Raw genomic sequence first — 22,552 nt, 5'->3', positions numbered from 1 at the left:
TCACAGGCGCGGTTCGTCGGGAGCCGATCACGCACAGCCAACCGGCAGCCAAGGCTTCACGTCAAGGGCGGCCGGTCCGCTACACGTGTCAACTCCCCGTGCGGGCCGCGGGGTTGCCCCCGCGGCCCGCTGTCGGCGCTCCGCTTCGCGGTCAGCCGACCGCCTTGGCCGCCGCCCGGCCCGCGGTACGCCCGGAGAACAGGCAGCCGCCGAGGAAGGTGCCCTCGAGCGACCGGTAGCCGTGAACCCCGCCGCCGCCGAACCCGGCGGCCTCACCGGCGGCGTACACGCCCTCCAGCGGGTCACCGCCCTCCGTGAGCACACGCGAGGAGAGGTCCGTCTCCAGGCCTCCGAGCGTCTTGCGGGTGAGGATGTTGAGCCGGACGGCGATCAGCGGTCCCGCCTTGGGATCGAGGATGCGGTGCGGCGCGGCCGTGCGGATCAGCCGGTCGCCGAGGAACCTGCGGGCACCGTGGATCGCCGTGACCTGGAGGTCCTTGGTGAACGGGTTGGCGATCTCGCGGTCGCGGGCGACGATCTCGTGGCGCAGCGCGGCCTCGTCGATGAGCGGTTCCTTCGTGAGCGCGTTCATCCCGCGCACCAGCGCCCCGAGGTCCTTCTCCACGACGAAGTCCGCCCCGTGGTCCATGAAGGCCTTGACCGGGCCCGGCACGTCGGCGCGCGCCCGGCCGATCACATCCTTGACCGACTTGCCGGTCAGGTCCGGGTTCTGCTCCGAGCCGGAGAGCGCGAACTCCTTGCCGATGATCCGCTGGTCGAGCACGAACCACGTGTGGTCGTATCCGGTGCGCATGATGTGTTCGAGCGTGCCCAGCGTGTCGAAGCCGGGGAAGAGCGGCACCGGCAGGCGGTTGCCGCGCGCGTCGAGCCACAGGGAGGACGGGCCCGGGAGGATACGGATGCCGTGGTTCTCCCAGATCGGGTTCCAGTTCTGGATGCCCTCGGTGTAGTGCCACATCCGGTCGCGGTTGATGAGGCGGGCACCGGCCTCCTCGGCGATCCCCAGCATCCTGCCGTCCACGTGCGCGGGCACGCCGGCGATCATCCGCTCGGGCGGGCTGCCCAGCCGCTCCGGCCAGTTGGCCCGGACGAGGTCGTGGTTGCCGCCGATGCCGCCCGACGTGACGATCACCGCCTGGGCCTTGAACTCGAAGGCACCGGTGACCTTGCGGCTGCTGGCCTGACCGCGTTCGATGCCGGACGGTTCCAGGATCTCGCCGGTGACGGTGTCCACGGAGCCTTCGCTGCGGGACAGGCCCGTGACACGGTGGCGGAACTTCAGCTGCACCAGACCGCGGGCGGCACCCGCCCGCACCCGCCGCTCGAAGGGTGCGACGAGGCCGGGCCCGGTGCCCCAGGTGATGTGGAAGCGGGGTACCGAGTTGCCGTGCCCGTTGGCGTCGTAGCCGCCGCGCTCGGCCCAGCCCACCACGGGGAAGAACCGCACGCCCTGCCGGTGCAGCCAGGACCGCTTCTCACCGGCCGCGAAGTCGACGTAGGCCTCCGCCCACTGCCGGGGCCAGTGGTCCTCGGGGCGGTCGAAGGCGGCCGTGCCCATCCAGTCCTGGAGGGCGAGCGCGTGGCTGTCCTTGATCCGCATGCGGCGCTGCTCGGGCGAGTCGACGAAGAAGAGACCGCCGAACGACCAGTGCGCCTGCCCGCCGATCGACTGCTCGGGCTCCTGGTCGAGGAGGATCACCCTGCGGCCCGCGTCGACGAGCTCCGCGGTCGCCGCGAGCCCGGCGAGGCCCGCTCCGATCACGATCACATCTGCGTCGTAGGCCATGGGCCCGTCCTCTCGGCATTCCGACTGGTCGGATCGGTCGTCATGGGGGGATTCATGACGTTTGTCACGAACCGATCGGCTTCGTCGCTGGTTGATGAGACATTGGTGGAGGTTGACGTCGCCGTCGACCACAGCTTGTTACTGGTCGGTCAGATCCTTCGGCAAGAAGAGTGACCGAGTCAACTGCCTGATTCCGGGTACTCCCGGGGGCAGGCCCCGGCCCATGGCACTACAGTCGGCGGGAACGCAACCGTGGCCCGCCTGACGTCAAGAGGTACTCAGCGTGTCGGTTCTCGTTCTGATCCTTGCCGTGAGCGCGGCCTGCTGTCTCGGCTTCGGCTTCGTGCTCCAGCAGAACGCGGCCTCGCACGCGCCGCTCAGCGACTTCCTCTCCCCCCGGCTGCTGCTCGACCTGATCCGCGTCCCGCGCTGGCTCGGCGGCATAGGGCTCATGGTCTGCGGCCTGGTCCTCGGTGCCATCGCCCTGGGCAAGGGCGAGCTCTCGCTCGTGGAACCGCTCCTCGCGACGAACCTCCTCTTCGCGCTCGCCCTCTCCCGCCACCAGACGAAACAGCCGCTGGGACGGCAGGGATGGGCCGGGCTCGCGCTGCTCGCGGGCGGGGTCACCGCGTTCATCGTGGCCGGACAGCCGGAAGGCGGCGACGCCGTCACCGATCCGCTGCGCCACTGGCTGATCATCGGGATCATGATCGGCCTCGCCCTGCTCCTCACCACGTACGCCAAACGGTCCCGGCTGAGCGCGGCTCCGGTGCTGCTCGCCCTCGCCGCGGGACTGCTGTACGGCGTCCAGGACGCGCTGACCCGGGTCAGCGGACAACGGTTCGGCGAGGGCGGCTGGGGCGAACTGCTCACCGGCTGGCAGCCCTACGTGGTGCTGGTGCTCGGCGTGACCGGTCTGATCCTGGTCCAGAGCGCCTTCGAGACCGCGCCGCTGCGGATGTCGCTGCCCGCGCTCACCGCGGCCCAGCCGATCGCCGGCATCGTCTGCGGGGTGGGCTTCCTCGGGGACCGGCTGCGCATGGACGCCGGGGCGCTCGCCTGGGAGGCCGCGGGCCTCGCCGCCGTCGTGGTGGGCATCGTGCTGCTGGGACTGCACCCGGCGATGCCCGCCGGCACCTCGGAGACGGAGCGGTCGCGGGACCTCCAGCCGCGTTGAGGAGCACGCGCCGGACGACGCCGACCGCACAGGAGCGGGGGCCGGTCCGGACGGCGCGGACCACGCGGGATGCGGGACCTGCGCACCGGACGGCGGGCACACCGCCCGCGCGTCGCCCCGGACTGCTTGGATGGAGGCATGAGCGCCGCCGACGAGATCCTCGACATCGTGGACGAGAACGACCAGGTCATCGGGCAGTCCCGGCGAGGGGAGGCGTACGCGCGCGGGCTGCGCCACCGGGCCGTTTTCGTCCTGGCGCGGGACGCCGAGGGCCGTGTCTTCGTCCATCGCCGCACGTCCACGAAGCTGGTCTTCCCCTCCTTCTACGACATGTTCGTCGGCGGGGTCGTGGGCGCGGGCGAGTCCTACGACGGCGCCGCGCTGCGTGAGGCGGAGGAGGAGCTCGGCGTCCAGGGGCTCCCCCGGCCCGTGCCGCTGTTCAAGTTCCTCTACGACGACGGTGCCGGGCAGAGCTGGTGGTCGGCCGTGTACGAGGTCCGCTGCGAACTGCCGGTGAACCCGCAGGTGGAGGAGGTCGCCTGGCACGACTTCCTCTCCGACGAGGAGCTGGAGAGCCGTCTGGCGGACTGGACGTGGGTCCCGGACGGCCTGGCCGCCTACGAGCGGCTCAAGGAGCACCGCGCGGCGGACTGAGGAACCGGGCGGGGCGGACCGCGGGCCGTGCCGCATACCGCCTCGGACGGAAGGGGCCGGGCAGCGGGCCACGAGGCCGAGCCTCGGATGGAGTAGCCGGGCAGCGGACCGAGGGCGGGCCTCGCGCAGCGCCGGGCAGCGGACCGCCTCGGACGGAGGGGCCGAACAGAGCGGGCAGAGGGCCCGGGATGCTCCCCGCACCGGACCGGTAGGGTCCTGGGCGTGATCGAACTCGTGCGGAATGTCCGGTTGTGGTTCGCGCCCCAGGAGATCCGCCAGGAGGGCGGGACACCGGACTACCGGTTCTCGCTGGCGAACGAGCGGACCTTCCTCGCCTGGCTGCGCACGGCGCTCGCGCTGATCGGCGGCGGCTTCGCGGTGGACCAGTTCCTGCCGGACCTGCGCTGGGCCTGGCGCGTGGGCCTCGCGCTCGCCCTGCTGGGCGCGGGCGTGCTCTGCTCGCTGCGCGCCGTCAATCACTGGGTGCGCTGCGAGCGCGCCATGCGCCGCGGCGACGACCTGCCGGTGTCCCGCTTCCCGGCGCTGCTGAGCATCGCCGTCGCCGTCGTCGCGCTCGCGATGGTGTTCGTGGTGCTCGCCGGGTGGGCGGGGTGACCTCGCAGGCCCAGGACGAGCGGGACCCGGGCCTCCAGCCGGAGCGCACCCGCCTCGCCTGGCGGCGGACGACCCTGTCGAGCACGGTCGCCGCCCTGCTCGCCATGAAGACGGCGCTGCACGGTGGCCGCTCGGTGGCCGGCCTGCTGGCCTGTGCGCTGTGCTGCGCGCTGTGGCTGGGCTTCCTGACGCTGGCGCATCACCGCATCCGGACCCTGTCGACGGCCGGCCCGAGCGGCCCGGCGGCACTCGCGCCCCGGCACGCGACCGCGGCGGCCCTGTGCACGGTGGCGCTGGCCGTGTGCGCGCTGGCGCTCGTGTTCTGAGGAAGAGTGCCGCCGGTGCTCCGGGGTCACTCCCTTCACGTGCCCCGGGTCCGCCGCTCCGGTCGGTCCCCCGGTCTGCCCCTCGGTCGGCCCCCCGGTAAACCCCCAGTAGGCCCTGTGACGGGTCCACTCGTCGGCCCACGACGACGGGGCGAGTCACCGGCGGGACACCCCGTCCGGTGGCCCGGCCCGTCGGGCGCGTCGGCTGCGCGGGCGTGCGACGGTCTCGACCCTCCGGAGTACATGGACGGCACGCATGACCTAAAACGCACGATTGCCCCTTTTTGCGGCGCTAGCCTGAGTCGTCATTCCACGCCACTTCCGAAGGTGAGCAGCATGACCACCCTTCACCAGGAGCACCCGACCCACGAGCACACCCACGGCCCGGACTGCGGTCACCCCCAGGTGCGGCACGGGGACCACGTCGACTACGCGCACGACGGACACCTGCATCGCGAGCACTCCGGACACTGGGACGAGTGCGAGCCGAGCGGCCACGTCGCGCACGAGGAGCACGCACACCAGCACGGCGAGGGCTGCGGCCACACGGCCGTGGCGCACGGCGACCACCTCGACTACCTGCACGACGGCCACCGGCACGCCCGGCACGACGGGCACTGGGACGACCACTGAGCAGTCGCCTCCCGGCGCCGACCCGGCACCCCCTCACGGCGTCTCCCCTCGGCCGCGCGGCCCGCACGTCCCGCGCGGCCCCGGGGAGACGCCGATCACGTTTCGCGCACCCACTGGACGACATACCGACCGGTCGGCATCATGGTCGACATCCGGTTTCCATGTGCGTAGGAGCAATGATGAGCCCAGACCACCCGCCAGGTCTCGATCTCGACCAGCTGCGCGGCCTGCTCGACCGTGAGCGCCCGGGACTGGTGCACGGCCCCCTGACCGGCCGGCTGATCGAAGGCGGACGGTCGAACCTCACCTACGCGGTCACCGACGGCACCGCGAAGTGGGTCGTCCGACGGCCTCCGCTGGGCCATGTGCTGGCCACCGCGCACGACATGAAGCGCGAGCACCGGGTGATCAGCGCCCTGCACCCGACGGCCGTGCCGGTACCCGCCCCGCTGCTGCTGTGCGAGGACGAGTCGGTGCTCGGTGCGCCGTTCTACGTCATGGAGTTCGTGGAGGGAACGCCCTACCGCACGGCGCAGCAGCTCGCCCCGCTCGGCGCGCAGCGCACCCGCGACGCCGTCCTCGGGCTGGTGGACACGCTGGTCGAGCTGCACGCGGTCGACCCGGAGGAAGTGGGCCTCGGCGACTTCGGCCGCCCGGAGGGCTTCCTCGACCGGCAACTGCGCCGCTGGGGCAAGCAGCTGGACGCGTCCAGGAACCGTGAGCTCGCGGGGATCGACGAGCTGCACGCCGCCCTGGGACGCGAGCTGCCGCATTCCCCGGCGCCCGCCGTGGTGCACGGCGACTACCGGCTCGACAACGTGCTGATCGGCACCGACGACCGCATCAAGGCCATCCTCGACTGGGAGATGTCCACGCTCGGCGATCCGCTCACCGACCTCGGCCTGCTGGTGATGTACAGCGCGCCGCTGGACCTGCCGAACTCCCCCATCAGCACGACCGCCTCGGCCGCCGGGCACCCCGACCCGGCCGAGCTCGTCGAGCGGTACGCCGCGCGCTCGGGGCGCGACGTGTCCGCCGTCTCCTGGTACACGGCCTTCGCCTGGTTCAAGCTCGCCGTGATCCTGGAGGGCATCCACTACCGCTACACGCTCGGCCAGACGGTCGGCGCCGGCTTCGACCGCATCGGCGAGCTGGTGCCCTTCTTCATCGAGCACGGCCTGACCACCCTTCAGGAAGGCTGATCCGCCATGGACTTCGCATTCGACGCACGCACCGAGGAGCTGCGCGCCAAGCTGCTCGCCTTCATGGACGAGTACGTCTATCCGGCGGAGGCCGTCGCCGAGGAGCAGCGCGCCCGGCTGGCGTCGCCCTGGGACACCCCGGCCGTCGTCGGGGAGCTGAAGGCCGAGGCTCGCAGGCAGGGCCTGTGGAACCTCTTCCTGCCCGATTCGGAGTACGGCGCCGGGCTGACCAACCTCCAGTACGCGCCGCTCGCCGAGATCACCGGCCGCAGCCCGCACCTGGCGCCCACCGCGCTGAACTGCGCCGCGCCCGACACCGGGAACATGGAGGTGCTCGCGCAGTTCGGCGACGAGCAGCAGAAGAAGCAGTGGCTGGAGCCGCTGCTCGCCGGTGAGATCCGCTCGGCGTTCGCGATGACCGAGCCGGAGGTGGCCTCCTCCGACGCCACGAACATCACCACGCACATCCGGCGGGACGGCGACGAGTACGTCATCACCGGCCGCAAGTGGTACATCTCCGGGGCGATGAACCCGGACTGCAGGATCTTCATCGTGATGGGCAAGACGGACCCCGAGGGGTCCGACATCCGCCGTCAGCAGTCGATGGTGCTGGTGCCGCGCGACACCCCGGGCGTCGAGGTCCGGCGTGCCATGCAGGTGTACGGCTACGAGGACCACTCGCACGGAGGCCACGCCGAGGTCGTCTTCGACCAGGTGCGGGTGCCCGTCGGCAACCTGGTCGGCGAGGAGGGCGGCGGCTTCGCCATCGCCCAGGCACGGCTCGGGCCGGGGCGGATCCACCACTGCATGCGGCTGATCGGCATGGCCGAGCGGGCGATCGAGCTGATGTGCCGGCGGGCCGTGTCCCGTACGGCGTTCGGCAAGCCGCTCGCCCAGCAGGGCGTCGTGCAGAACTGGATCGCCGATGCCCGGGTCGCCGTCGAGCAGCTGCGGCTGCTGGTGCTGAAAACCGCGTGGATGATGGACACGGTCGGCAACAAGGGTGCGCACACCGAGATCCAGGCCATCAAGATCGCCACGCCTCGTACCGTGGTCGACATCCTCGACAAGGCCGTGCAGTTGCACGGGGCCGGGGGCGTCAGCCAGGACTTCCCGCTGGCGGAGCTGTGGGCGAGCGCGCGCACGCTGAAGCTGGCCGACGGCCCGGACGAGGTGCACCAGCGGTCGCTGGCGCGGCGGGAGATCAAGCAGTACCTGTGACACCGGGCTCCGCGGGGGCGGAGGGGCGGGCCCCACGGGGTCCTCGCCCGCTCCGCCCCTGCCCGTCCCGGACCCTGCTCGTCGAGCGCCGGAGGCGCTGAACTTCCGCCGCCCGGAGCCGGAGGCTCCCGGCTCGTCCGGCGATCGAGGACGAGGTCGTCCAGGCCGATCGGAGGTCTGGCCGGTCGGAGCCCCCGGGAACGGAGCCCGGCTACGGGCGCAGGGCGCGCAGCAGCAGGTCGGCCAGGTGGTCGGCGACCTGCTGGGGGGTGAGCGGGCCGTCGGGGCGGTACCACGTGGACAGGTGGTGCACGGAGCCGAAGTGGTAGTCGACGACCAGGTCCGCGGGCGTGGCCGTGGAGAAGACGCCCTTCTTCTGGCCCTCCTCGATCAGCGCGCGGAAGCGCTCGTGGTAGCGCCGCCGTTCCGCACGCACCTGCTTGTGCTTCTCGGGGCTGAGGTGGTGCATGGAGCGGAAGAAGATCGACGCGTCGTCGAGGTTGTCGATCGTCGTGACGACGACGTCGGCCGCGGCCCCGCGCAACCGCTCCTCGACGGGCGCGTCCGCGTCGGCGAAGGCGTCCAGCCGCTCCTGCTGGATGCGCAGCACGCGCGCGTAGACCTCGTGCAGGAGGTCGTCCTTGGACCCGAAGTAGTGGTACAGCGCCCCCTTGGTGACGCCGGCCGCCTCCACGATCTCCTGCACGGAGGTCCGGTCGTACCCCTGCTCCGCGAAGAGCCGGGTGGCGGCGGCCAAGAGCCGCTGCGGGACGGGCGTGCCGTCACCGTCCGTCGTCCTGGGCACTGCCGCCACCTGCCTTCCGAGGGTTGTCTTCGCGTTGTCGTCTACTGGGACTCATGGGAGCGGGAACGCAGTTCCCGACGGAGGATCTTCCCACTTGCCGTCTTCGGCAGGTCGGGGAGGATCTCCACCTCCCGCGGGTATTTGTAGGCGGCCAGTCTCTCCTTGCAGTACGCGGCGAGCGCGTCGGGGTCCTCCTCGGCGCCCGGACGCAGGCTGATGTACGCCTTGACGGTCTCGCCGCGGTAGCCGTCCGGCACCCCGACCACGGCCGCCTCGCGGACCGCCGGATGGGTGTAGAGGACGTCCTCGACCTCGCGGGGCCACACCTTGAAACCGGACGCGTTGATCATGTCCTTCTTGCGGTCGACCACGTACAGCCAGCCGTCGGCGTCCATGAAGCCGATGTCTCCGGTGCGCAGCTCGCCGTCAGGGAAGGTCTCCGCGGTGGCCTCGGGACGGTGCCAGTAGCCGGGGACGACCTGCGGTCCCCGAACGACGATCTCGCCCTGCTCTCCGAAGGGCACTTCCTGCCCGAGGTCGTCGACGATGCGGACGACGGTGTCGGGGCCGGGCACACCCACCGCGAGCGTCCCCGAGACCGGGTCCACCGGCGCCTCGCGGCTCGGTGGCACGGAGGCGCAGGGCGCGGTGCACTCGGTGAGGCCGTAGCCGTTGCGGATGTACGGCCCGAAGCCGGCCCGGAACTTCTCGACGAGGGCGGGCGGCAGCGGGGCGCCGCCGGAGGAGATGACCGTGAAGGAGGCGAAGTGCCCGGGGGTGACCGCCGGGTGGGCGGCCAGGGCCATGAAGGCGGTCGACGGGCCGACGGTGTAGTGGGGCGCGTGCTCGGCGAACGCGTCGAGGACGACCCCCGGCTCGAAGCGGTAGGCGAGGACGAGCGTGCCCCGGCTGTTGAGACAGGCGGCGAGCTGGCAGACCATGCCGGTGATGTGGAACAGCGGTGCCATCGCGAAGTACACGGGCGACTCGGGCAGGCCGAGGCCGGTCCGCTGCCGCTCGGCGTTGTACATGATGTTGCCGTGCGTGTTGGTGGCTCCCTTGGGGGTGCCGCTCGTGCCGGAGGTGTAGCTGATCAGGGCGATGTCGGCGGGTCCGAGGTCACGGCCGCCGGGTGCCGGGTGGCCCTGCCGGGCGACGTCCACGAGGTCGGCGGTGCCCGCGGCGGCGGGCAGCCGCTCGAAGTTCAGGACGCGGGTGTCGTTGCGCGTCTGGAGGTCCAGCTCGCACGCCGTCAGGACGAGGCGTACGGAGGAGTCGGCGGCCGTCTCCCGCAGATAGGCGTCCCAGGCCCGGTCGGAGCAGACGAGGGCGACGACCGCGGCGTCGTCGAGCACATGCCGGACCTCGGCCGACTTGTACATCGGGTTGACGGGGACGACGGTCGCGCCGGCCTTCCAGGCGCCGAGCAGGGCGACCACGAACTGCGGGGAGTTCTGGAGCAGGATCGCGACCCGGTCGCCGCGCTCCAGGCCGCCGGCGGCGAGGTGCCCGGCGACGGAGTCGCTCAGCACGTCGATCTCGCGGTAGCTGAGCCGGCCGTCGAAGTAGGCGAGCGCGGTGCGGTCGGGGGTGTGCGCCACGGCCGCGCGGACCGCGTGCACCAGGGTGTCGGGCGGGCTCACGGGGGCACGCTGGGCCTCGTCGAGCAGCGCCAGCCACGGCTGGGCGGCGTAGACGGAAGTGGTCACCGGCCCGCCTCCCACTTCTGCTGGATGTGGTTCATGTTCGTCATCCAGCGGTCGGGGTCCGCGGCCCGTGCCGCGTAGAACCCGGCGACCTCGGGGTGCGGCAGGATCAGGAAGCGGTCCTCCTCGATGCCCTTGAAGAGCGCGTCGGCGACGTCCTCGGGCTCGATGGCGGTGGGCTGGAGCACCAGGTCACCGGCGCTTCCGGTGGCGTCGAGCATATCGGTGCGCACGCCCTGCGGACAGATCGCGTGGACCTTGAGGCCGCGGTGGCGGTACGTCAGGGAGAGCCATTCGGCGAAGGCGTACGCGCCGTGCTTGGTGACGCTGTAGGGTGCGGCGCCGATCATGGTGAGCAGTCCGGCGGCGGAGACGGTCGAGACGAAGCGGCCGCTGCCGCGCTCCAGCCAGGCCGGGAGCAGCTCCTGGGCGGCACGTACGTGGGCCATCACGTTGACGTCCCAGGCGAGCTCCCAGACCTTCTCGCCGGCGGCCTCGGTGCCGGCGGAGGCGAGACCGGCGTTGGCGCAGTAGACGTCGATCGTGCCGCCGAGGGCGTCGCGCGCCTCCGTGACGATCCTGGACGCGTCGCCCGGGACCGCGACGGCGCCGATCTCGTCGGCCACGGCCCGGGCCTTGGCGGCGTCCAGGTCGTTCACGACGACCCTGGCCCCCTCGGCGGCGAAGCGCCGGGCCAGGGCGGCTCCGATACCGCCTCCCGCTCCGGTGACGACCACTCGGGCATCCTGCACGGCTTCCACCATCGGTCTCCTTCGACGCGACGCGAATCGGCTCTGCTGCAGCGCCAGACTAACCAGTCGGTATGTTGCGAGGGAAGAGGTGTCCGGCGTCGCGGGAGGCCCTGGCGGTGTGATCTGCGCGGCTCCCCGAGGCGAGGCGACGCTCCCGGCCGCCGCTCCCCGACGACACCGTGCCTCCCGCCGCGCATCCCGACGACGTCGGCCCCCCGGACGCGCGCGGAACCCCGGGTGGGCGAATCCCACACGGTACGACGGGCGTCGTCCGCGGATCCCGGGCAGTGTGTAGTGATCCGGGTGCGACGTGCGCGGCCTCACCCGGGACGGCACCGCGGTGCGGGACGGGAGTCGAGCCCGGCACACCGCCGCGGCCCGGCGGCACCCTCGCCGGGCGGCGGGCGGCGTCCGGGCCGCGCCCGCGGTATTCCGGATCGCCCCGCGGAGCGCGTAGCGTGCCCATGCCAGCTTCCGCGATCACGGAGGTCACACCATGCGCCCCGACGCTTCCGGCTCCGCACGACGTGGGGGCACCCCCCTGTCCAGACGGGCTGTCCTCGCCGCCGGCACCGCCGCGGCGGCCCTGGCTCCGGTACCGGCCGCGGCGGCCCCGGGCGGCCGCGCCAAACTGCGCACCGGCTTCGAGCGCCTCGAAGGGGACGGCTACGCGCTGCTGGACGGCGAGCGGGTCGGCGTGGTCACCAACCCGACGGGCGTCACCCGCGACGTCCGGCACATCGTCGACGTCATGCACGCCGACGCCCGGGTGAACGTGATCGCCGTCTTCGGTCCCGAGCACGGCTTCCGCGGCACCGCGCAGGCCGGTGGTTCCGAGGGCCGCTACGACGACCCGGCGACCGGGCTCCCCGTCTACGACACGTACCAGAAGAGCGGGCAGCCGCTCGCCGACGTCTTCACCGCCTCCGGTGTGGACACCGTGGTCTTCGACATCCAGGACGTGGGCGCCCGCTTCTACACCTACATCTGGACGCTGTACGACTGCATGGAGGCCGCGCAGCTCGCCGGCAAGCGCTTCGTGGTGCTGGACCGGCCGAACCCGGTGACCGGGCGGGACGCCCTCGGGCCCGTCCTGCACAAGGAGTTCGCGACCTTCGTCGGACGGCAGCCCGTCTCCCAGGCGCACGGGATGACCGTGGCGGAACTGGCGCGGCTGTTCAACAAGGAGTTCCTGACGACGCCGGTGAAGCTGGACACGGTCCTGATGTCCGACTGGAAGCGCTCGGACTTCTACGACGCCTCCGGGCTGCCGTGGGTGCCGCCGAGCCCGAACATGCCGACGCCCGACACCGCCCTGGTCTACTCGGGATCCTGTCTCTTCGAGGGCACCAACCTGTCGGAGGGCCGGGGCACCACCCGCCCGTTCGAGCTGCTCGGCGCCGAGGGCGTCGACGGGCGGTGGGCCGCGGCGGCGGAACGTCTCGGACTGCCCGGCGTGCACTTCAGGGAGGCGTACTTCGCCCCCACGTTCTCCAAGTTCCAGGGCAAGACCATCGGGGGCGTGCAGATCCATGTGCACGACCGGGCCGCCTTCGACCCCGTTCGCACCGGCATCGCGCTGCTCGTGACGGCCAAGCAGGTCTGGAGCGGCTTCGCCTGGCGCTCCGACAACTGGATCGACAAGCTCACGGGCTCGACCCTGGTACGCACGAAGATCGACGCCGGGGCGACGGCCGACGAGGTCGTGGCGGCCTGGCAGGACGAGCTCAAGGCCTTCCGGCAGATGCGCAAGGAGTATCTCGTCTACAGGTGAGTGAGGCGTGACGTATGGCCAACCTCGTGCCCTGGTAGGACGATGCGCCCGTATCGCACCGCCCACGGGGGACGAGGGGGTCTGTCATGGCCGATCCGGAAGTGAGTGTCTCTCCCTACTGGGAACTCACCTTCGACGCGGACGGGGACGCCGACGGCCGGGAGCTCGACCGACTGCTCGCGGAGGTGCCCCGGCGAGGGGTCCGCGATCTGATCGTCTTCGCGCACGGCTGGAACAACGACCGCTCGGGTGCGACCCGTCTCTACAGCCGCTTCTTCGAACCCGTCCCCGCACTCGCCCCGAACGCGCGCCTGGGGTACGTGGGTGTGGTGTGGCCGTCGATGCGGTTCTCGGACGAGCCGATTCCCGACTTCCCCCGGCCGGTGGCCGCGCAGGACACGGCGACCGCGCAGCCGGTGCTGGACAAGAACACCCGGCACGCGCTCCTGGAGGTCTTCCCCGGGCGGGCGACGGTGGTCGAGCAGATCGCGCGGCTGCTGGACCAGCAGCCGGACGAGGGCGCCTCGCTGGAGGAGTTCGGCCGTCTCGTGCGGCTGCTCGTCGAGGTCCGGCCGCAGGGGCCGCAGACGTCCTTCGCCGCGGACACGCTGGCGGAAGGTGTGCCGGAGGGCGATCCGCTGATGCTCTTCGGGGACACGGCGGCGGTGTGCGACGAGTTCGCGCGGGCGCTCGCCGGGCCCGGGGACGGTGAGGCCTTCGCGCTGCCCCGGTTGTGGGACGGTGCGCACGAACTGCTGCGCCAGGCCACGTACTACGCGATGAAGCGGCGCGCGGGGACGGTCGGCGAGCGCGGGCTCGGGCGGGCCGTGGGCCAACTCGCGCAGGGGGCCCCGGACGTGCGTGTCCACCTCGTCGGGCACAGCTTCGGCGGGCGGCTGGTCTCCTTCGCCCTGCGGGGGCTGCCGCAGGGCGTGCGTTCCGTGAAGTCGGTGACCCTGCTCCAAGGGGCCTTCTCGCACTACGCGTTCGCCGCACGGCTGCCGCACGACCCGCGGGCGAGCGGTGTGCTCGACGGCCAGCACCACCGCGTCGACGGCCCCCTGGTGTGCTGCTACTCCCACTTCGACGCGGCGCTCGGGAAGATCTATCCGCTGGCCTCGCGGATGGCCGGCGACTCCCGGACGGCCACGGCGGAGTTCGGCCTCGACCGGCTGCTGGGCGCCAAGTGGGGTGCGATGGGGCACGACGGGGTGCAGGCGGTGCCCGGGACGAAGAAGTACGCGCTGGCCGAGGCCCTGCGCACGCGACTGCCCGCCGCCGGCTGCGTCAACGTGGACGCGGCGGCCGTGGTCCGGCGCGGCGGTGCGCCCTCCGGGGCCCACAGCGACATCTGCCACCGGGAACTGGCGCAGCTGGTGCTGGCGGCGGGCCGCGTCCGCTGACCCGCCGCCCGCGGGGACACCTCCGCCCGTGAGGACGCCGGCGACCCCTGGGGCCGCCGGCGTTCTCGTGCCGGCCGGCTACCGGTGCGAGGTGTACTCGACCACCTGCTGGTAGGTCGGCCGGTTCTGCCAGCTGATCTTGCCGTGCTTGATGCCGCCGAGGGTGCGCTGGACGATCGAGTCGGCGCACCACTGGTCGCCCGCCGAGCACTGGTCGTCGCCGGGGTAGACCTGGGCGGCGGTCCTGCTCGCGGCATCCTTCAGGGTGCTGATCAGTGCGTCACGGCAGGCACCGAGGCTGCCGGAACCGCAGTACTTCTGCGTCAGGCCGCCCTGCACCGACTCGCCGAGCACGGCCCGGATGTCCTTGTCGACATAGCTCCACCAGCCGTACTGGAAGGAGCTTCCGGCGTGCGAGCCGGTCGGTCCGTGCCCGGCCGAGGGCGCCTCGTCGACGGGGATGCTGCCGGTGAACGCGGCGTACAGGTCGCTGCCGAGGACCGGCTCGAACTCCGCCTTCACCAGCAGCGGCCACCACGCGTCCAGGATGCGGATCGCGTCGGCGTCGGCGTACGTGTGGGATCCGGCCGAGGTCTCCGTGCGCTTCGCGCCGGCCGTGACCCAGGCCGAGAGCTTGCTCACCGCCGCCGCGGCGGCGGGGTCGGTGACCGTCGAGCTGTTGATCACCTTCAGCAGCTTCGGCAGCACGTCCTCGGCCCGCAGGTCGGCGAGGGCCGCGTCGGCCATGGCCTTCACCAGCGCGGACCTGGTCACTCCGCCCGCGGAGACGAGCTTCTTGACGCGGTCCTCCAGGAGGTTGCCGCGATGCACCGAGCCCTCGCCCCACGGGGCCGCGGCGTAGTCCTTGGCCTGCTTGTTGTTCCAGGAGATGTAGTAGTCCTGGTCCACGGAGTTGGGGTGCGCGGAGGCCGGGGTGTACTGGGCGGTGTTCGTCGCGGCGTCCCAGTTCCGCCACTCGTACGCGGGCTGCGCCCACACCGGGAAGTCGGCGTCGACACCGGTGGCGCGCACCGGGTTGTCCCCGCTGTTGTAGTACGCGGTGTGCGAGGAGTCGGCGTAGAACCAGTTGAAGGTGTAGTTGATGTGCTGCACCGCGCTCTGGAAGGTCTGCGGGCTCTTCACGTAGTCGGGGTCGTTGAGCATCTGGAAGCCGATGATCGAGTCGGCCTCGTGCATGAAGGACGAGCGCAGCGTGGTGTAGGCGACCTTCTTCCCGCCGACGGTCGCGCGGTATTCCACGGGGCCGTACTTGGTCCGGTAGACCTGCATCCGGTACGAGCCCGCCGCGGTGCCGTCGGCGACGGTGGGCTTCCAGGAGTTGGTCCGCTCGACCTTGTCCATCGCCGTGCAGGTGCCGTGGTACAGGTAGTGGTAGTCGTCCTGGCACAGCTCGACGGCGTAGGTGTCGATGATGTCCTGGCCCGACGTCGTGGCGCTCCAGGAGTAGTCCTGGCCGCGGCCGAGTTCGACGTACATGCTCAGGCCTGCGAAGGAGGCGCCGCGGGCGCTCAGGCCCGGCCCCTGGATCTCCTGGAGCATGAGCAGCTGCGGCGCGAAGTAGCCGGTCTGCGGGCCGAAGACGGCGATCGGGTGGCCGCTCGCCGTGTGCTTGCCGCTCACCACGAGGGCGTTGGACATGCCGCGCTTCGCCGAGCTGACGGAGGTCTTGGCGGCCGTCGCGGAGGCGCCGGTGGCGGCGGCGGTCCCCGCGCTGCCGGTGCGGTCGTAGACGAGCGGCTCCCGGGTCACCGAACCGGCGTCGGGCAGGGCCTGGCCCTGGGCGTCGTCCGGTTTGACGGCGTACGGGAAGCTCTGGCCGTCGTGGACGGTGAGCACGGCCTCCGGGTCGTTGCGCTGCCGGAAGGACTCCCAGACCTTGGTGCCCTCCACCACGCCGTACTTGGACTGGGCGGCGAGCAGCGAGAGGGCGTTGTTGACCTCGCCGCCGCCTCCGGAGCCGAAGAGCGCACCGATGACGGAGGCGAGTGCGACCAGGTCGGTGAGCTTGAAGTGGTCGATGGTGCCGGCGTTGGTGATGGAGTCCTTGTGTCCGGTCAGGACGTACTCGCCGGGGAAGTAGCGACCGCTGTCGGAGGCGTCGATGTAGGCGTTGATGCCGGCGACGTAGGCGTTGGCGTCGGCGAGTGCCTGCTTGCCGCGCTCACCGGCCTGGGCGGTGGCGTTGTCGATCTGGGCCTGGAGGTCCGCCTCGGTATAGGGGGCGTTGCGCCAGAACTCCTGCTCCAGCCCCTGGTTGGACGGGGCTCCGCCGGCGAACGAGGTCAGCTGGCCGCGTCCGACGTGCCGGAAGACGTCCATCAGCCACAGCCGGTCCTGGGCGGCGGCGTACCCCGCGCCGAACTCGGTGCCGTAGCGGGTGGTGCCGGTGATGTGCGGGACGCCCGTCTTCTTGTCCCGCACGATCGTCACGTCGCTGCGCGGCTTGGTGGTGGAGGCGACCTGGTCCGAAGGGACGCCGAAGGACGCGTCGTTGAAGAAGTTGTTGATCTTGGCGTCGGTGAGCCCGGAGTAGCCCTTGGCCAGGTCGCCGTAGGGGGCGAGCTGGTCCTCCGCGTGGCCCGGCTGGGTGCCGAAGGCCTGGTTGAGCAGGATCTCGACGAGGGTCGCGTTGCCGTTCTCACCGGGCGGGAGGATGTCGGAGCACTGGCCGCCGCAGTAGTCGTTCGTGGCGGCGGCCGAGGGTGCCGCGGTCGCCGCCGCCTGGGAAAGCGGTGACAAAAGACCGGCAATGAGCACGCATACGGATGCGCTCTTGAGGAACTTGGGGAATCGACGGGGAGTTCTCAGTCTGTCGAGGACGGTACGTGGGGTGCGCCGTGGCATGGCAGCTCCTCCCGACGGGGGTGGGCCGGACGTTACCGCCGGTATCCCCGAGTTGGAAGATGAACATGCGTCAGTTTTTTGGATTCATCGCACCCGGACCGGGCCGTCGACAGGCGGCTGACAGCGGTGGGAGGCAGGCCGGGAGGGACTCGGCGGTCGGCTGGTGGCGGTCATCGGAAAAAGGATGGAGCCGAATCGCTTGTCGATACGTCTATTCGGCGACGTCCGTACGACGACGCCGAAGTGACCGAAGTTCAGGTGCAGGTGTGACGGAGGTGCAGGGCGATGGCGGGTTTCCGGAGTCTGGCGAGACAGGTGCGGGATCCGAGGTGCGATCTGGCACTGCGGCGTTACTCGCTGCGCAAGTGCCTTGAGAGGTTCGCCCCTTATGGGCACCGGGCGACCTGGGACCATCTGTGCTCCCGGGCCGGGTTCGGTCCGGAGGACCGGTCCCCCGATCCGGCGCGGCTCGTGGCCGCGCTGGAGGAGTTGGAGGAGGCCCGCTCCGTCTGGCTCGCCTACGAGGTCGAGTTCGCGCAGCGTCGCAAGAAGGAGAAGCACGACGGACTGCGCAGGCCGGGCAGTGTCGACGACTGGCACCGGCTGACCTGGGGCGGCTTCGGCGTCGCATGGTGCGACGACCCCCGCGTACATCCCCGTGAACCACTGGCCGAGGTGCTGCGCAGGCTGATCGCCGCGCTGGAGCGCGAGCCGGGCACGGTCTGCCCGGTGTGCGCCGGGGAGCGCCTCACCTGGAGGTACGACCTGGCCCACGAGCCGTCGTCGGGACCCGTCTGCACGAGCTGCGGAATCGTGGTGCCGCGGCCCGTTCTGACACCCGAGGCCCTGGCGGAGTCCAGGCGTGGACGGCTGCTGATGTCGGCCTGAGCAGGACGGGGGTGCGTCGACGGAGCCGCACCCCCGCGCGAACGGGCTTGGCCCGCCGACCCACCGGTCGCCCTGGGCCGCCGAGGGCCGTCGCCCTTCCGGGGCCGTCCCTGAAACCCGTCGACGCCGTGGGGCCACCTGGCCCGGACCGCCGACCGGGGCCGGCCGCGGCTCGCCGATCCCCTCGGCGCCGCCCGCGACTCGCCGATCCCCTGGGCGCCGCCCGCCGATCGGCGGTTGTGCGGGGCCGCCCTGAGGCCTGTCCAAACGGTGGGGCGGCGCGCCTCTTCGGGTCAACTCGGCGCAGGGCGCTCCCGGGGCCGCCCACGAGTCGTCGTTCCCGCGGCGCCGCCCCGGCTGGACCGCGCCGCGGTCGCCCGCGAGGTGCGCCCGGGCGGGCGCCCGTCGGGGTCCGGTTGTCGGTGGTGGGTGGCACCATCGAGGCATGGTGCAGGTCTGTCTGAACGGAGCGCGCGGATCGTCCGACGGTGCCGTCGTGCCGATGTCGCCGCAGGAGATGGCCCGGTCCGCGGCCGAGGCGGTCGCGGCCGGGGCGTCGGACATCCATGTCCATCCCAAGTCTCCCTGCGGCCGGGACACATTGTCGCCGAAGGCCCTGGCGGCCACTCTGGAGGCGATACGGGCGCGGGTGGACGTCCCGGTCGGGGTGACCACGGGCGCGTGGGCCGAGCCCGATCCGGCGGCCCGCGTGGAGCGGATCCGGTCCTGGACCGTCCTGCCGGACCACGCCTCGGTCAACTGGCACGAGCCGGGCGCCGAGGACGTGGCGGCGGCGCTCCTCGACCGTGGCATCGACGTGGAGGCGGGCATCTGGTCGGGCACGGACGGCGCGGAGCGCTTCGCCGTGTCGCCCCTGGGGCCGCACGTCCTGCGCGTCCTGGCCGAGGTCATGGACGACTCGCCGCGCTCGGCGCGGGAGTCGGCCCTGACGCTGCTCGCCGACCTCGGCACAGGCCCCTCGCGTGCCGGTGGCCCCACCGGCTCGGGGCGGCACCACGGCCGGCCCGTGCTGCTGCACGGCCTCGACGGCGGCACCTGGCCGGTGCTGCGGCTCGCGGGCCGGCAGGGGCTGGCCACCCGTATCGGCCTGGAGGACACCCTGGCCCTGTCGGACGGACAACGAGCTTCGTCCAACGCCCAGTTGGTGACGCGGGCACTGGCCGAGTACCGCACGGCGCGCAGCGAGAGCGCCACACGCTAGCAGCAGCAAATCCGCTCGATCCAGCACTTTCCCGTCCGGACAGTGGGAGGCGATGAAACACAGCTGAGGAACCCGAGGAGTCCCGATGTCGACGCTGCGCGTCACCGCCGAAGTGCTGACCATCCACGAGCATCCGAACGCCGACGCCCTCGAACTGGCCCAGGTCGGCCTCTACCGGGCCGTGGTCGCCAAGGGCGCCTACCGCACCGGCGAGCGTGCCGTCTACATCCCGGAGCAGTCCGTGCTCCCGGCCGGGCTGATCGAGGAGCTCGGTCTGACCGGTCGCCTGGCGGGGAGCGGTTCGGACCGGGTCAAGGCGGTACGGCTGCGCGGTGAGCTGTCGCAGGGCATCGTGTGCCGCCCGCGGGCACTGGCGGACGTCGACCTGGCGCGGGCCGCCGAGGAGGGGACCGACTTCGCCGAGGTGCTCGGCATCGTCAAGTGGGTGCCGCCCGTCCCGCCCACGATGGACGGTGACGTCGAGTCCGCGCCCGACCTGCTGCCCTGGGTCGACATCGAGAACCTCCAGCGCTACCCGGACATCTTCGCCCCCGGCGAGCCCGTCGTCCTGACCGAGAAGCTGCACGGATCGGCCTGCCTGCTGACGTACGTCGCCGACGAGGACCGCGTGTACGTCTCCTCGAAGGGTTTCGGCGCCAAGTCCCTCGCCCTGAAGGAGGACCCGCGCAATCTGTACTGGCGGGCCGTGCGCGGGCACGGGGTCGCGGAGGCCGCGGCCCGGCTCGCCGGCCACCTGGGCGCGCGCCGCGTCGGCATCTTCGGCGAGGTGTACGGGGCGGGCGTGCAGGACCTGTCGTACGGCGCCGACGGACGCCGCGAGTCCCTCGGCTACGCCGTGTTCGACGTGTCCGCGGAGATCGACGGCGAGGTCCGCTGGCTGGACGCTGCGGCTCTGCTGGAGGGCGAACTGCCGCTGGTGCCAAGGCTGTACGAGGGGCCGTACGACATCGCGAAGGTCCTGGAGACCGCGACCGGCCGGGAGACGGTGTCCGGGCGCGACCTGCACCTGCGCGAGGGCGTGGTCGTCCGCACGTCCACCGAGCGCTACAGCCCGGTGACGGGCGGCCGGGCCATCGCGAAGGCGGTCAGCCCGGCCTACCTGACCCGCAAGGGCGGCACGGAGTACGAGTGACCCACCGCGCGCTCCGGTCCCGGGCGCCGACGCCCCGGGACCGGACGTGGCGCAGGTGCGCCACAGGAGCCCGCCCGGACGCGGGGCCCTGCGACGGATGCCCGGCGGCCGTCGCACGCCGACTCCCGTCAGCCCGGTGACGGGGCCCGGAGACTGTCGCGCGCCGGCTCCCGTCACACCGGAGACCGGGACCGGCGGCCGTCGCGCACCGGCTCACGCGAGCCCGGTGACCGGGCTCAGCGGCAGTCGTTCGCCGGCTCCGGCCGCGCGGTGCGGCCCGAGCGTTCCACCATGAGTCGGGAGCCGGTCTGCCGCTCGCCGAAGACGTCGTCCGGGTTGGAGAGCACACAGTTCTCCAGAGACAGGCAGCCACAGCCGATGCAGTCGGTGAGGTGGTCCCGCAGCCGGCCCAGCTGCTTGATGCGCTCGTCGAGTTCGGAGCGCCAGGCCTCCGAGAGCCGGGCCCAGTCCTCCCGCGTCGGGGTGCGCTCCTCGGGGAGCTCGGCGAGGGCCTCGCGGATCGTGGCGAGCGGGATGCCGACGCGCTGCGCCGCGCGGACGAAGGCGACACGACGCAGCGCGTCACGGTGGTAGCGGCGCTGGTTCCCGCTGGTGCGACGGCTGCTGATCAGGCCCTTGGACTCGTAGAAGTGCAGGGCGGAGACGGCCGCGCCGCTGCGGGCCGACAGCTGGCCGACCGTGAGCTCGTGGATCTTCTCTGGAATCTGGGGCACCCCTCGAACCTAACCCACCCCGGCAACCGCGGTGCGTTGACAGGAGCCCTCCACCCGACCATGCTAAGCAGTTGCTTAGACATTGCGACGCGGGAGGCCAGGGACATGGCAGAGCCGAGGATCTTCACGTCCGCCGACGACCTGAAGGCGGCGGTGGGCGAACAGCTGGGACACAGCGACTGGCTGGAGGTCGACCAGAAGCGGATCGACCTGTTCGCGGACGCCACGGGCGACCACCAGTGGATCCACGTGGACCCGGAGAAGGCCGCCGCGGGCCCGTTCGGCACGACCATCGCGCACGGCTACCTCACGCTGTCGCTGCTGCCCGCGCTGGTGCCGCAGGTCATGCGCGTCGAGGGCATGAAGATGGGCGTCAACTACGGAAGCAACAAGGTGCGCTTCCCCGCCCCGGTGCCGGTGGGCTCCCGGCTGCGCGCCACCGCGGTCCTCACGGACGTCACCGAGGCGGGCGGCGGCGTGCAGGTCACGGCCGCGGTGACCGTCGAGCGTGAGGGCGGCGACAAGCCGGTGTGCGTGGCCGAGTCGGTGTCCCGCTACTACTTCTGACCGCCGCCCGGTGCGCCCGGGCTACTTCCCGGCTCCCACCATCCGCAGCACGAGGTCGGCGTAGAGCGCGCCGACCTCGTCCGGCGTCCGGGGTCCGTCCACGTTGAACCAGCGGGCCACGTCGATGCACAGGGAGAGCACGGCGAGGGTGGTGCCGGGGACGTCCGGCACGTCGAAGTCGCCCGCGGCCACGCCGTCCTGGATGATCCCGCGCACCTCGGCGTCGACCTGGCGGCGCAGGCCGATGATCTCGGCCCGGGCGTCGGGTCCGAGCGAGTCCAGTTCGTACTGTACGACCCGCGCGGTGGTGCGCCCTCCGGCGTGCCAGCGCACGAAGGAACTCACGGCGTTCGCGAGGCGCTCGGTCGCGTCGCCCTCGCCCCGGGCGGCCGTCCGCAGGATGTCGAGGGCCTTCGCGTGGCCGATCCTGCTGATCCGGTGGAGCAGCTCTTCCTTGGTCTTGAAGTGGATGTACAGGGCGGCCGGGCTCATGCCCGCGCGGCCCGCGATGTCCCGGGTCGTCGTCGCGTGGTACCCGCGCTCGGCGAAGGCCTCCACGGCGGCGACGAGCAGCCGCCGGGCCGCGTCCGGGGTGACCTCGGCCCACGGCTGCATCTCGCCGCCGGCCGTCTCCTCCGCCGTACTCATCGCTGTTCGCCCCTTCTCCACCGACAGGGTGAACACCATACCCCCGAACCTGAGCGCCCGCTTAGATCCCCCGCTCGGCGCGGAAGGCCGACCCGGGGCGAAACCCTCCGCCCCGGGGTGGATCAGAGCTTCTCGAAGGGGTCGTACACCCGCCCGCCGGCGCGTGTGCCGTCCTGACGGTCACGGATCACCTTGGCCAGGGTGAAGGCGGACGTCACCAGGTACAGGACCGCGATGGCGAGGAAGCCCCGCACCCAGGCGTCGGCCTGGAGCTTGAAGATGCCCAGGGCGGTCGCGGCCATGGCGACCGAGAAGGAGGCGACGGCCTGTCCGTAGAAGGCGGCCGTGTTCTGCTGCTTGACCGGTGTCTCACTCATGGGGAAAGCGTCGCCGCCGGGGC

The 22,552-nt window shown here is 72.0% G+C and carries 21 protein-coding genes; 13 read left to right on the top strand and 8 right to left on the bottom strand.

The features are described 5' to 3' along the window. Nucleotides 1-151 precede the first annotated feature (151 nt). Complete coding sequence (locus ACZ4IF_RS38675; RefSeq protein ID WP_467571962.1) at nt 152-1,807, bottom strand: FAD-binding dehydrogenase; 1,656 nt, start codon at nt 1,805-1,807, stop codon at nt 152-154. 283 nt (nt 1,808-2,090) lie between these two features. Here ACZ4IF_RS38675 and ACZ4IF_RS38670 point away from each other — a divergent pair, with 283 nt between their 5' ends. From ACZ4IF_RS38670 to ACZ4IF_RS38640, 7 genes are all read left to right on the top strand, one after another. Further along, nucleotides 2,091-2,984 (top strand): DMT family transporter, encoded by an 894-nt coding sequence (locus ACZ4IF_RS38670; RefSeq protein WP_095933235.1) that lies wholly within the window; start codon nt 2,091-2,093, stop codon nt 2,982-2,984. Nucleotides 2,985-3,122: 138 nt separating this feature from the next. Next, nucleotides 3,123-3,638 (top strand): NUDIX hydrolase, encoded by a 516-nt coding sequence (locus tag ACZ4IF_RS38665; RefSeq protein ID WP_467571959.1) that lies wholly within the window; start codon nt 3,123-3,125, stop codon nt 3,636-3,638. Nucleotides 3,639-3,860: 222 nt separating this feature from the next. After that, nucleotides 3,861-4,253 carry a YidH family protein gene (locus tag ACZ4IF_RS38660; RefSeq protein WP_467571956.1) on the top strand — a complete coding sequence of 131 codons (393 nt, stop codon included), beginning with the start codon at nt 3,861-3,863 and terminating at the stop codon, nt 4,251-4,253. Beyond that, nucleotides 4,250-4,579, top strand: coding sequence for a DUF202 domain-containing protein (locus ACZ4IF_RS38655; protein ID WP_467571953.1), 330 nt, complete (start codon nt 4,250-4,252; stop codon nt 4,577-4,579). Before ACZ4IF_RS38660 ends, ACZ4IF_RS38655 begins: the two co-directional genes overlap by 4 nt. 336 nt (nt 4,580-4,915) lie before the next feature. Further along, nucleotides 4,916-5,212: a hypothetical protein gene (locus tag ACZ4IF_RS38650; RefSeq protein WP_359492573.1), complete on the top strand. Its 297-nt coding sequence runs from the start codon at nt 4,916-4,918 to the stop codon at nt 5,210-5,212. Between the two features lie 179 nt (nt 5,213-5,391). Next, nucleotides 5,392-6,414 carry a phosphotransferase family protein gene (locus ACZ4IF_RS38645; protein WP_345647893.1) on the top strand — a complete coding sequence of 341 codons (1,023 nt, stop codon included), beginning with the start codon at nt 5,392-5,394 and terminating at the stop codon, nt 6,412-6,414. Between the two features lie 6 nt (nt 6,415-6,420). Further along, on the top strand, nt 6,421-7,635 hold the full coding sequence (locus tag ACZ4IF_RS38640) for an acyl-CoA dehydrogenase family protein (RefSeq protein WP_467571950.1): 1,215 nt from the start codon (nt 6,421-6,423) through the stop codon (nt 7,633-7,635). Between the two features lie 211 nt (nt 7,636-7,846). Here the strand turns inward: ACZ4IF_RS38640 and ACZ4IF_RS38635 are convergent, their stop codons facing one another. From ACZ4IF_RS38635 to ACZ4IF_RS38625, 3 genes are read right to left on the bottom strand one after another with little or no spacing between them, the layout of a single operon-like run. Next, on the bottom strand, nt 7,847-8,440 hold the full coding sequence (locus tag ACZ4IF_RS38635; RefSeq protein WP_028801670.1) for a TetR/AcrR family transcriptional regulator: 594 nt from the start codon (nt 8,438-8,440) through the stop codon (nt 7,847-7,849). A 41-nt stretch (nt 8,441-8,481) separates the two neighbouring features. Next, on the bottom strand, nt 8,482-10,149 hold the full coding sequence (locus ACZ4IF_RS38630) for a class I adenylate-forming enzyme family protein (protein ID WP_467571946.1): 1,668 nt from the start codon (nt 10,147-10,149) through the stop codon (nt 8,482-8,484). Continuing rightward, entirely contained in the window at nt 10,146-10,910 is a 765-nt protein-coding gene (locus ACZ4IF_RS38625; RefSeq protein WP_467571943.1) for an SDR family oxidoreductase, read from the bottom strand. The genes ACZ4IF_RS38630 and ACZ4IF_RS38625 overlap by 4 nt, the downstream gene beginning before the upstream one ends. Before the next feature lie 484 nt (nt 10,911-11,394). Between ACZ4IF_RS38625 and ACZ4IF_RS38620 the strand changes: the two genes are divergently transcribed. Continuing rightward, a complete protein-coding gene (locus ACZ4IF_RS38620) occupies nt 11,395-12,672 on the top strand; it encodes an exo-beta-N-acetylmuramidase NamZ family protein (RefSeq protein WP_467571940.1) in 1,278 nt (425 codons plus the stop codon). 86 nt (nt 12,673-12,758) lie between these two features. Continuing rightward, a complete protein-coding gene (locus ACZ4IF_RS38615) occupies nt 12,759-14,075 on the top strand; it encodes a serine-threonine protein kinase (RefSeq protein ID WP_467571937.1) in 1,317 nt (438 codons plus the stop codon). A gap of 78 nt (nt 14,076-14,153) precedes the next feature. Here ACZ4IF_RS38615 and ACZ4IF_RS38610 read toward each other — a convergent pair whose 3' ends face one another. Next, entirely contained in the window at nt 14,154-16,940 is a 2,787-nt protein-coding gene (locus ACZ4IF_RS38610; protein WP_467571933.1) for a penicillin acylase family protein, read from the bottom strand. A 285-nt stretch (nt 16,941-17,225) separates the two neighbouring features. On the opposite strand from ACZ4IF_RS38610, the gene ACZ4IF_RS38605 reads away from it, so the two are divergent. From ACZ4IF_RS38605 to ACZ4IF_RS38595, 3 genes are all read left to right on the top strand, one after another. Next, nucleotides 17,226-17,828, top strand: a complete 603-nt coding sequence (locus tag ACZ4IF_RS38605; protein WP_345647917.1) for a hypothetical protein — start codon at nt 17,226-17,228, stop codon at nt 17,826-17,828. A gap of 445 nt (nt 17,829-18,273) precedes the next feature. After that, nucleotides 18,274-19,050, top strand: coding sequence for a 3-keto-5-aminohexanoate cleavage protein (locus ACZ4IF_RS38600; RefSeq protein ID WP_467571930.1), 777 nt, complete (start codon nt 18,274-18,276; stop codon nt 19,048-19,050). Nucleotides 19,051-19,135: 85 nt separating this feature from the next. After that, complete coding sequence (locus tag ACZ4IF_RS38595) at nt 19,136-20,203, top strand: RNA ligase (ATP) (RefSeq protein WP_467571926.1); 1,068 nt, start codon at nt 19,136-19,138, stop codon at nt 20,201-20,203. A gap of 236 nt (nt 20,204-20,439) precedes the next feature. Here ACZ4IF_RS38595 and soxR read toward each other — a convergent pair whose 3' ends face one another. Then, on the bottom strand, nt 20,440-20,937 hold the full coding sequence (gene soxR, locus ACZ4IF_RS38590) for a redox-sensitive transcriptional activator SoxR (RefSeq protein WP_095933253.1): 498 nt from the start codon (nt 20,935-20,937) through the stop codon (nt 20,440-20,442). Nucleotides 20,938-21,042: 105 nt separating this feature from the next. Here soxR and ACZ4IF_RS38585 point away from each other — a divergent pair, with 105 nt between their 5' ends. Beyond that, nucleotides 21,043-21,504 (top strand): MaoC family dehydratase, encoded by a 462-nt coding sequence (locus ACZ4IF_RS38585; RefSeq protein WP_095933254.1) that lies wholly within the window; start codon nt 21,043-21,045, stop codon nt 21,502-21,504. 21 nt (nt 21,505-21,525) lie between these two features. Here the strand turns inward: ACZ4IF_RS38585 and ACZ4IF_RS38580 are convergent, their stop codons facing one another. Together ACZ4IF_RS38580 and ACZ4IF_RS38575 are read right to left on the bottom strand one after the other, a co-directional pair. Beyond that, entirely contained in the window at nt 21,526-22,152 is a 627-nt protein-coding gene (locus tag ACZ4IF_RS38580; protein WP_467571922.1) for a TetR/AcrR family transcriptional regulator, read from the bottom strand. 122 nt (nt 22,153-22,274) lie between these two features. Beyond that, nucleotides 22,275-22,529 (bottom strand): YiaA/YiaB family inner membrane protein, encoded by a 255-nt coding sequence (locus ACZ4IF_RS38575; RefSeq protein WP_095933255.1) that lies wholly within the window; start codon nt 22,527-22,529, stop codon nt 22,275-22,277. Between the last annotated feature and the right edge of the window lie 23 nt (nt 22,530-22,552).

It is taken from the genome of Streptomyces sp. NPDC025784 (assembly GCF_055558435.1).
This window is presented reverse-complemented; position numbering and strand designations above follow the sequence as displayed.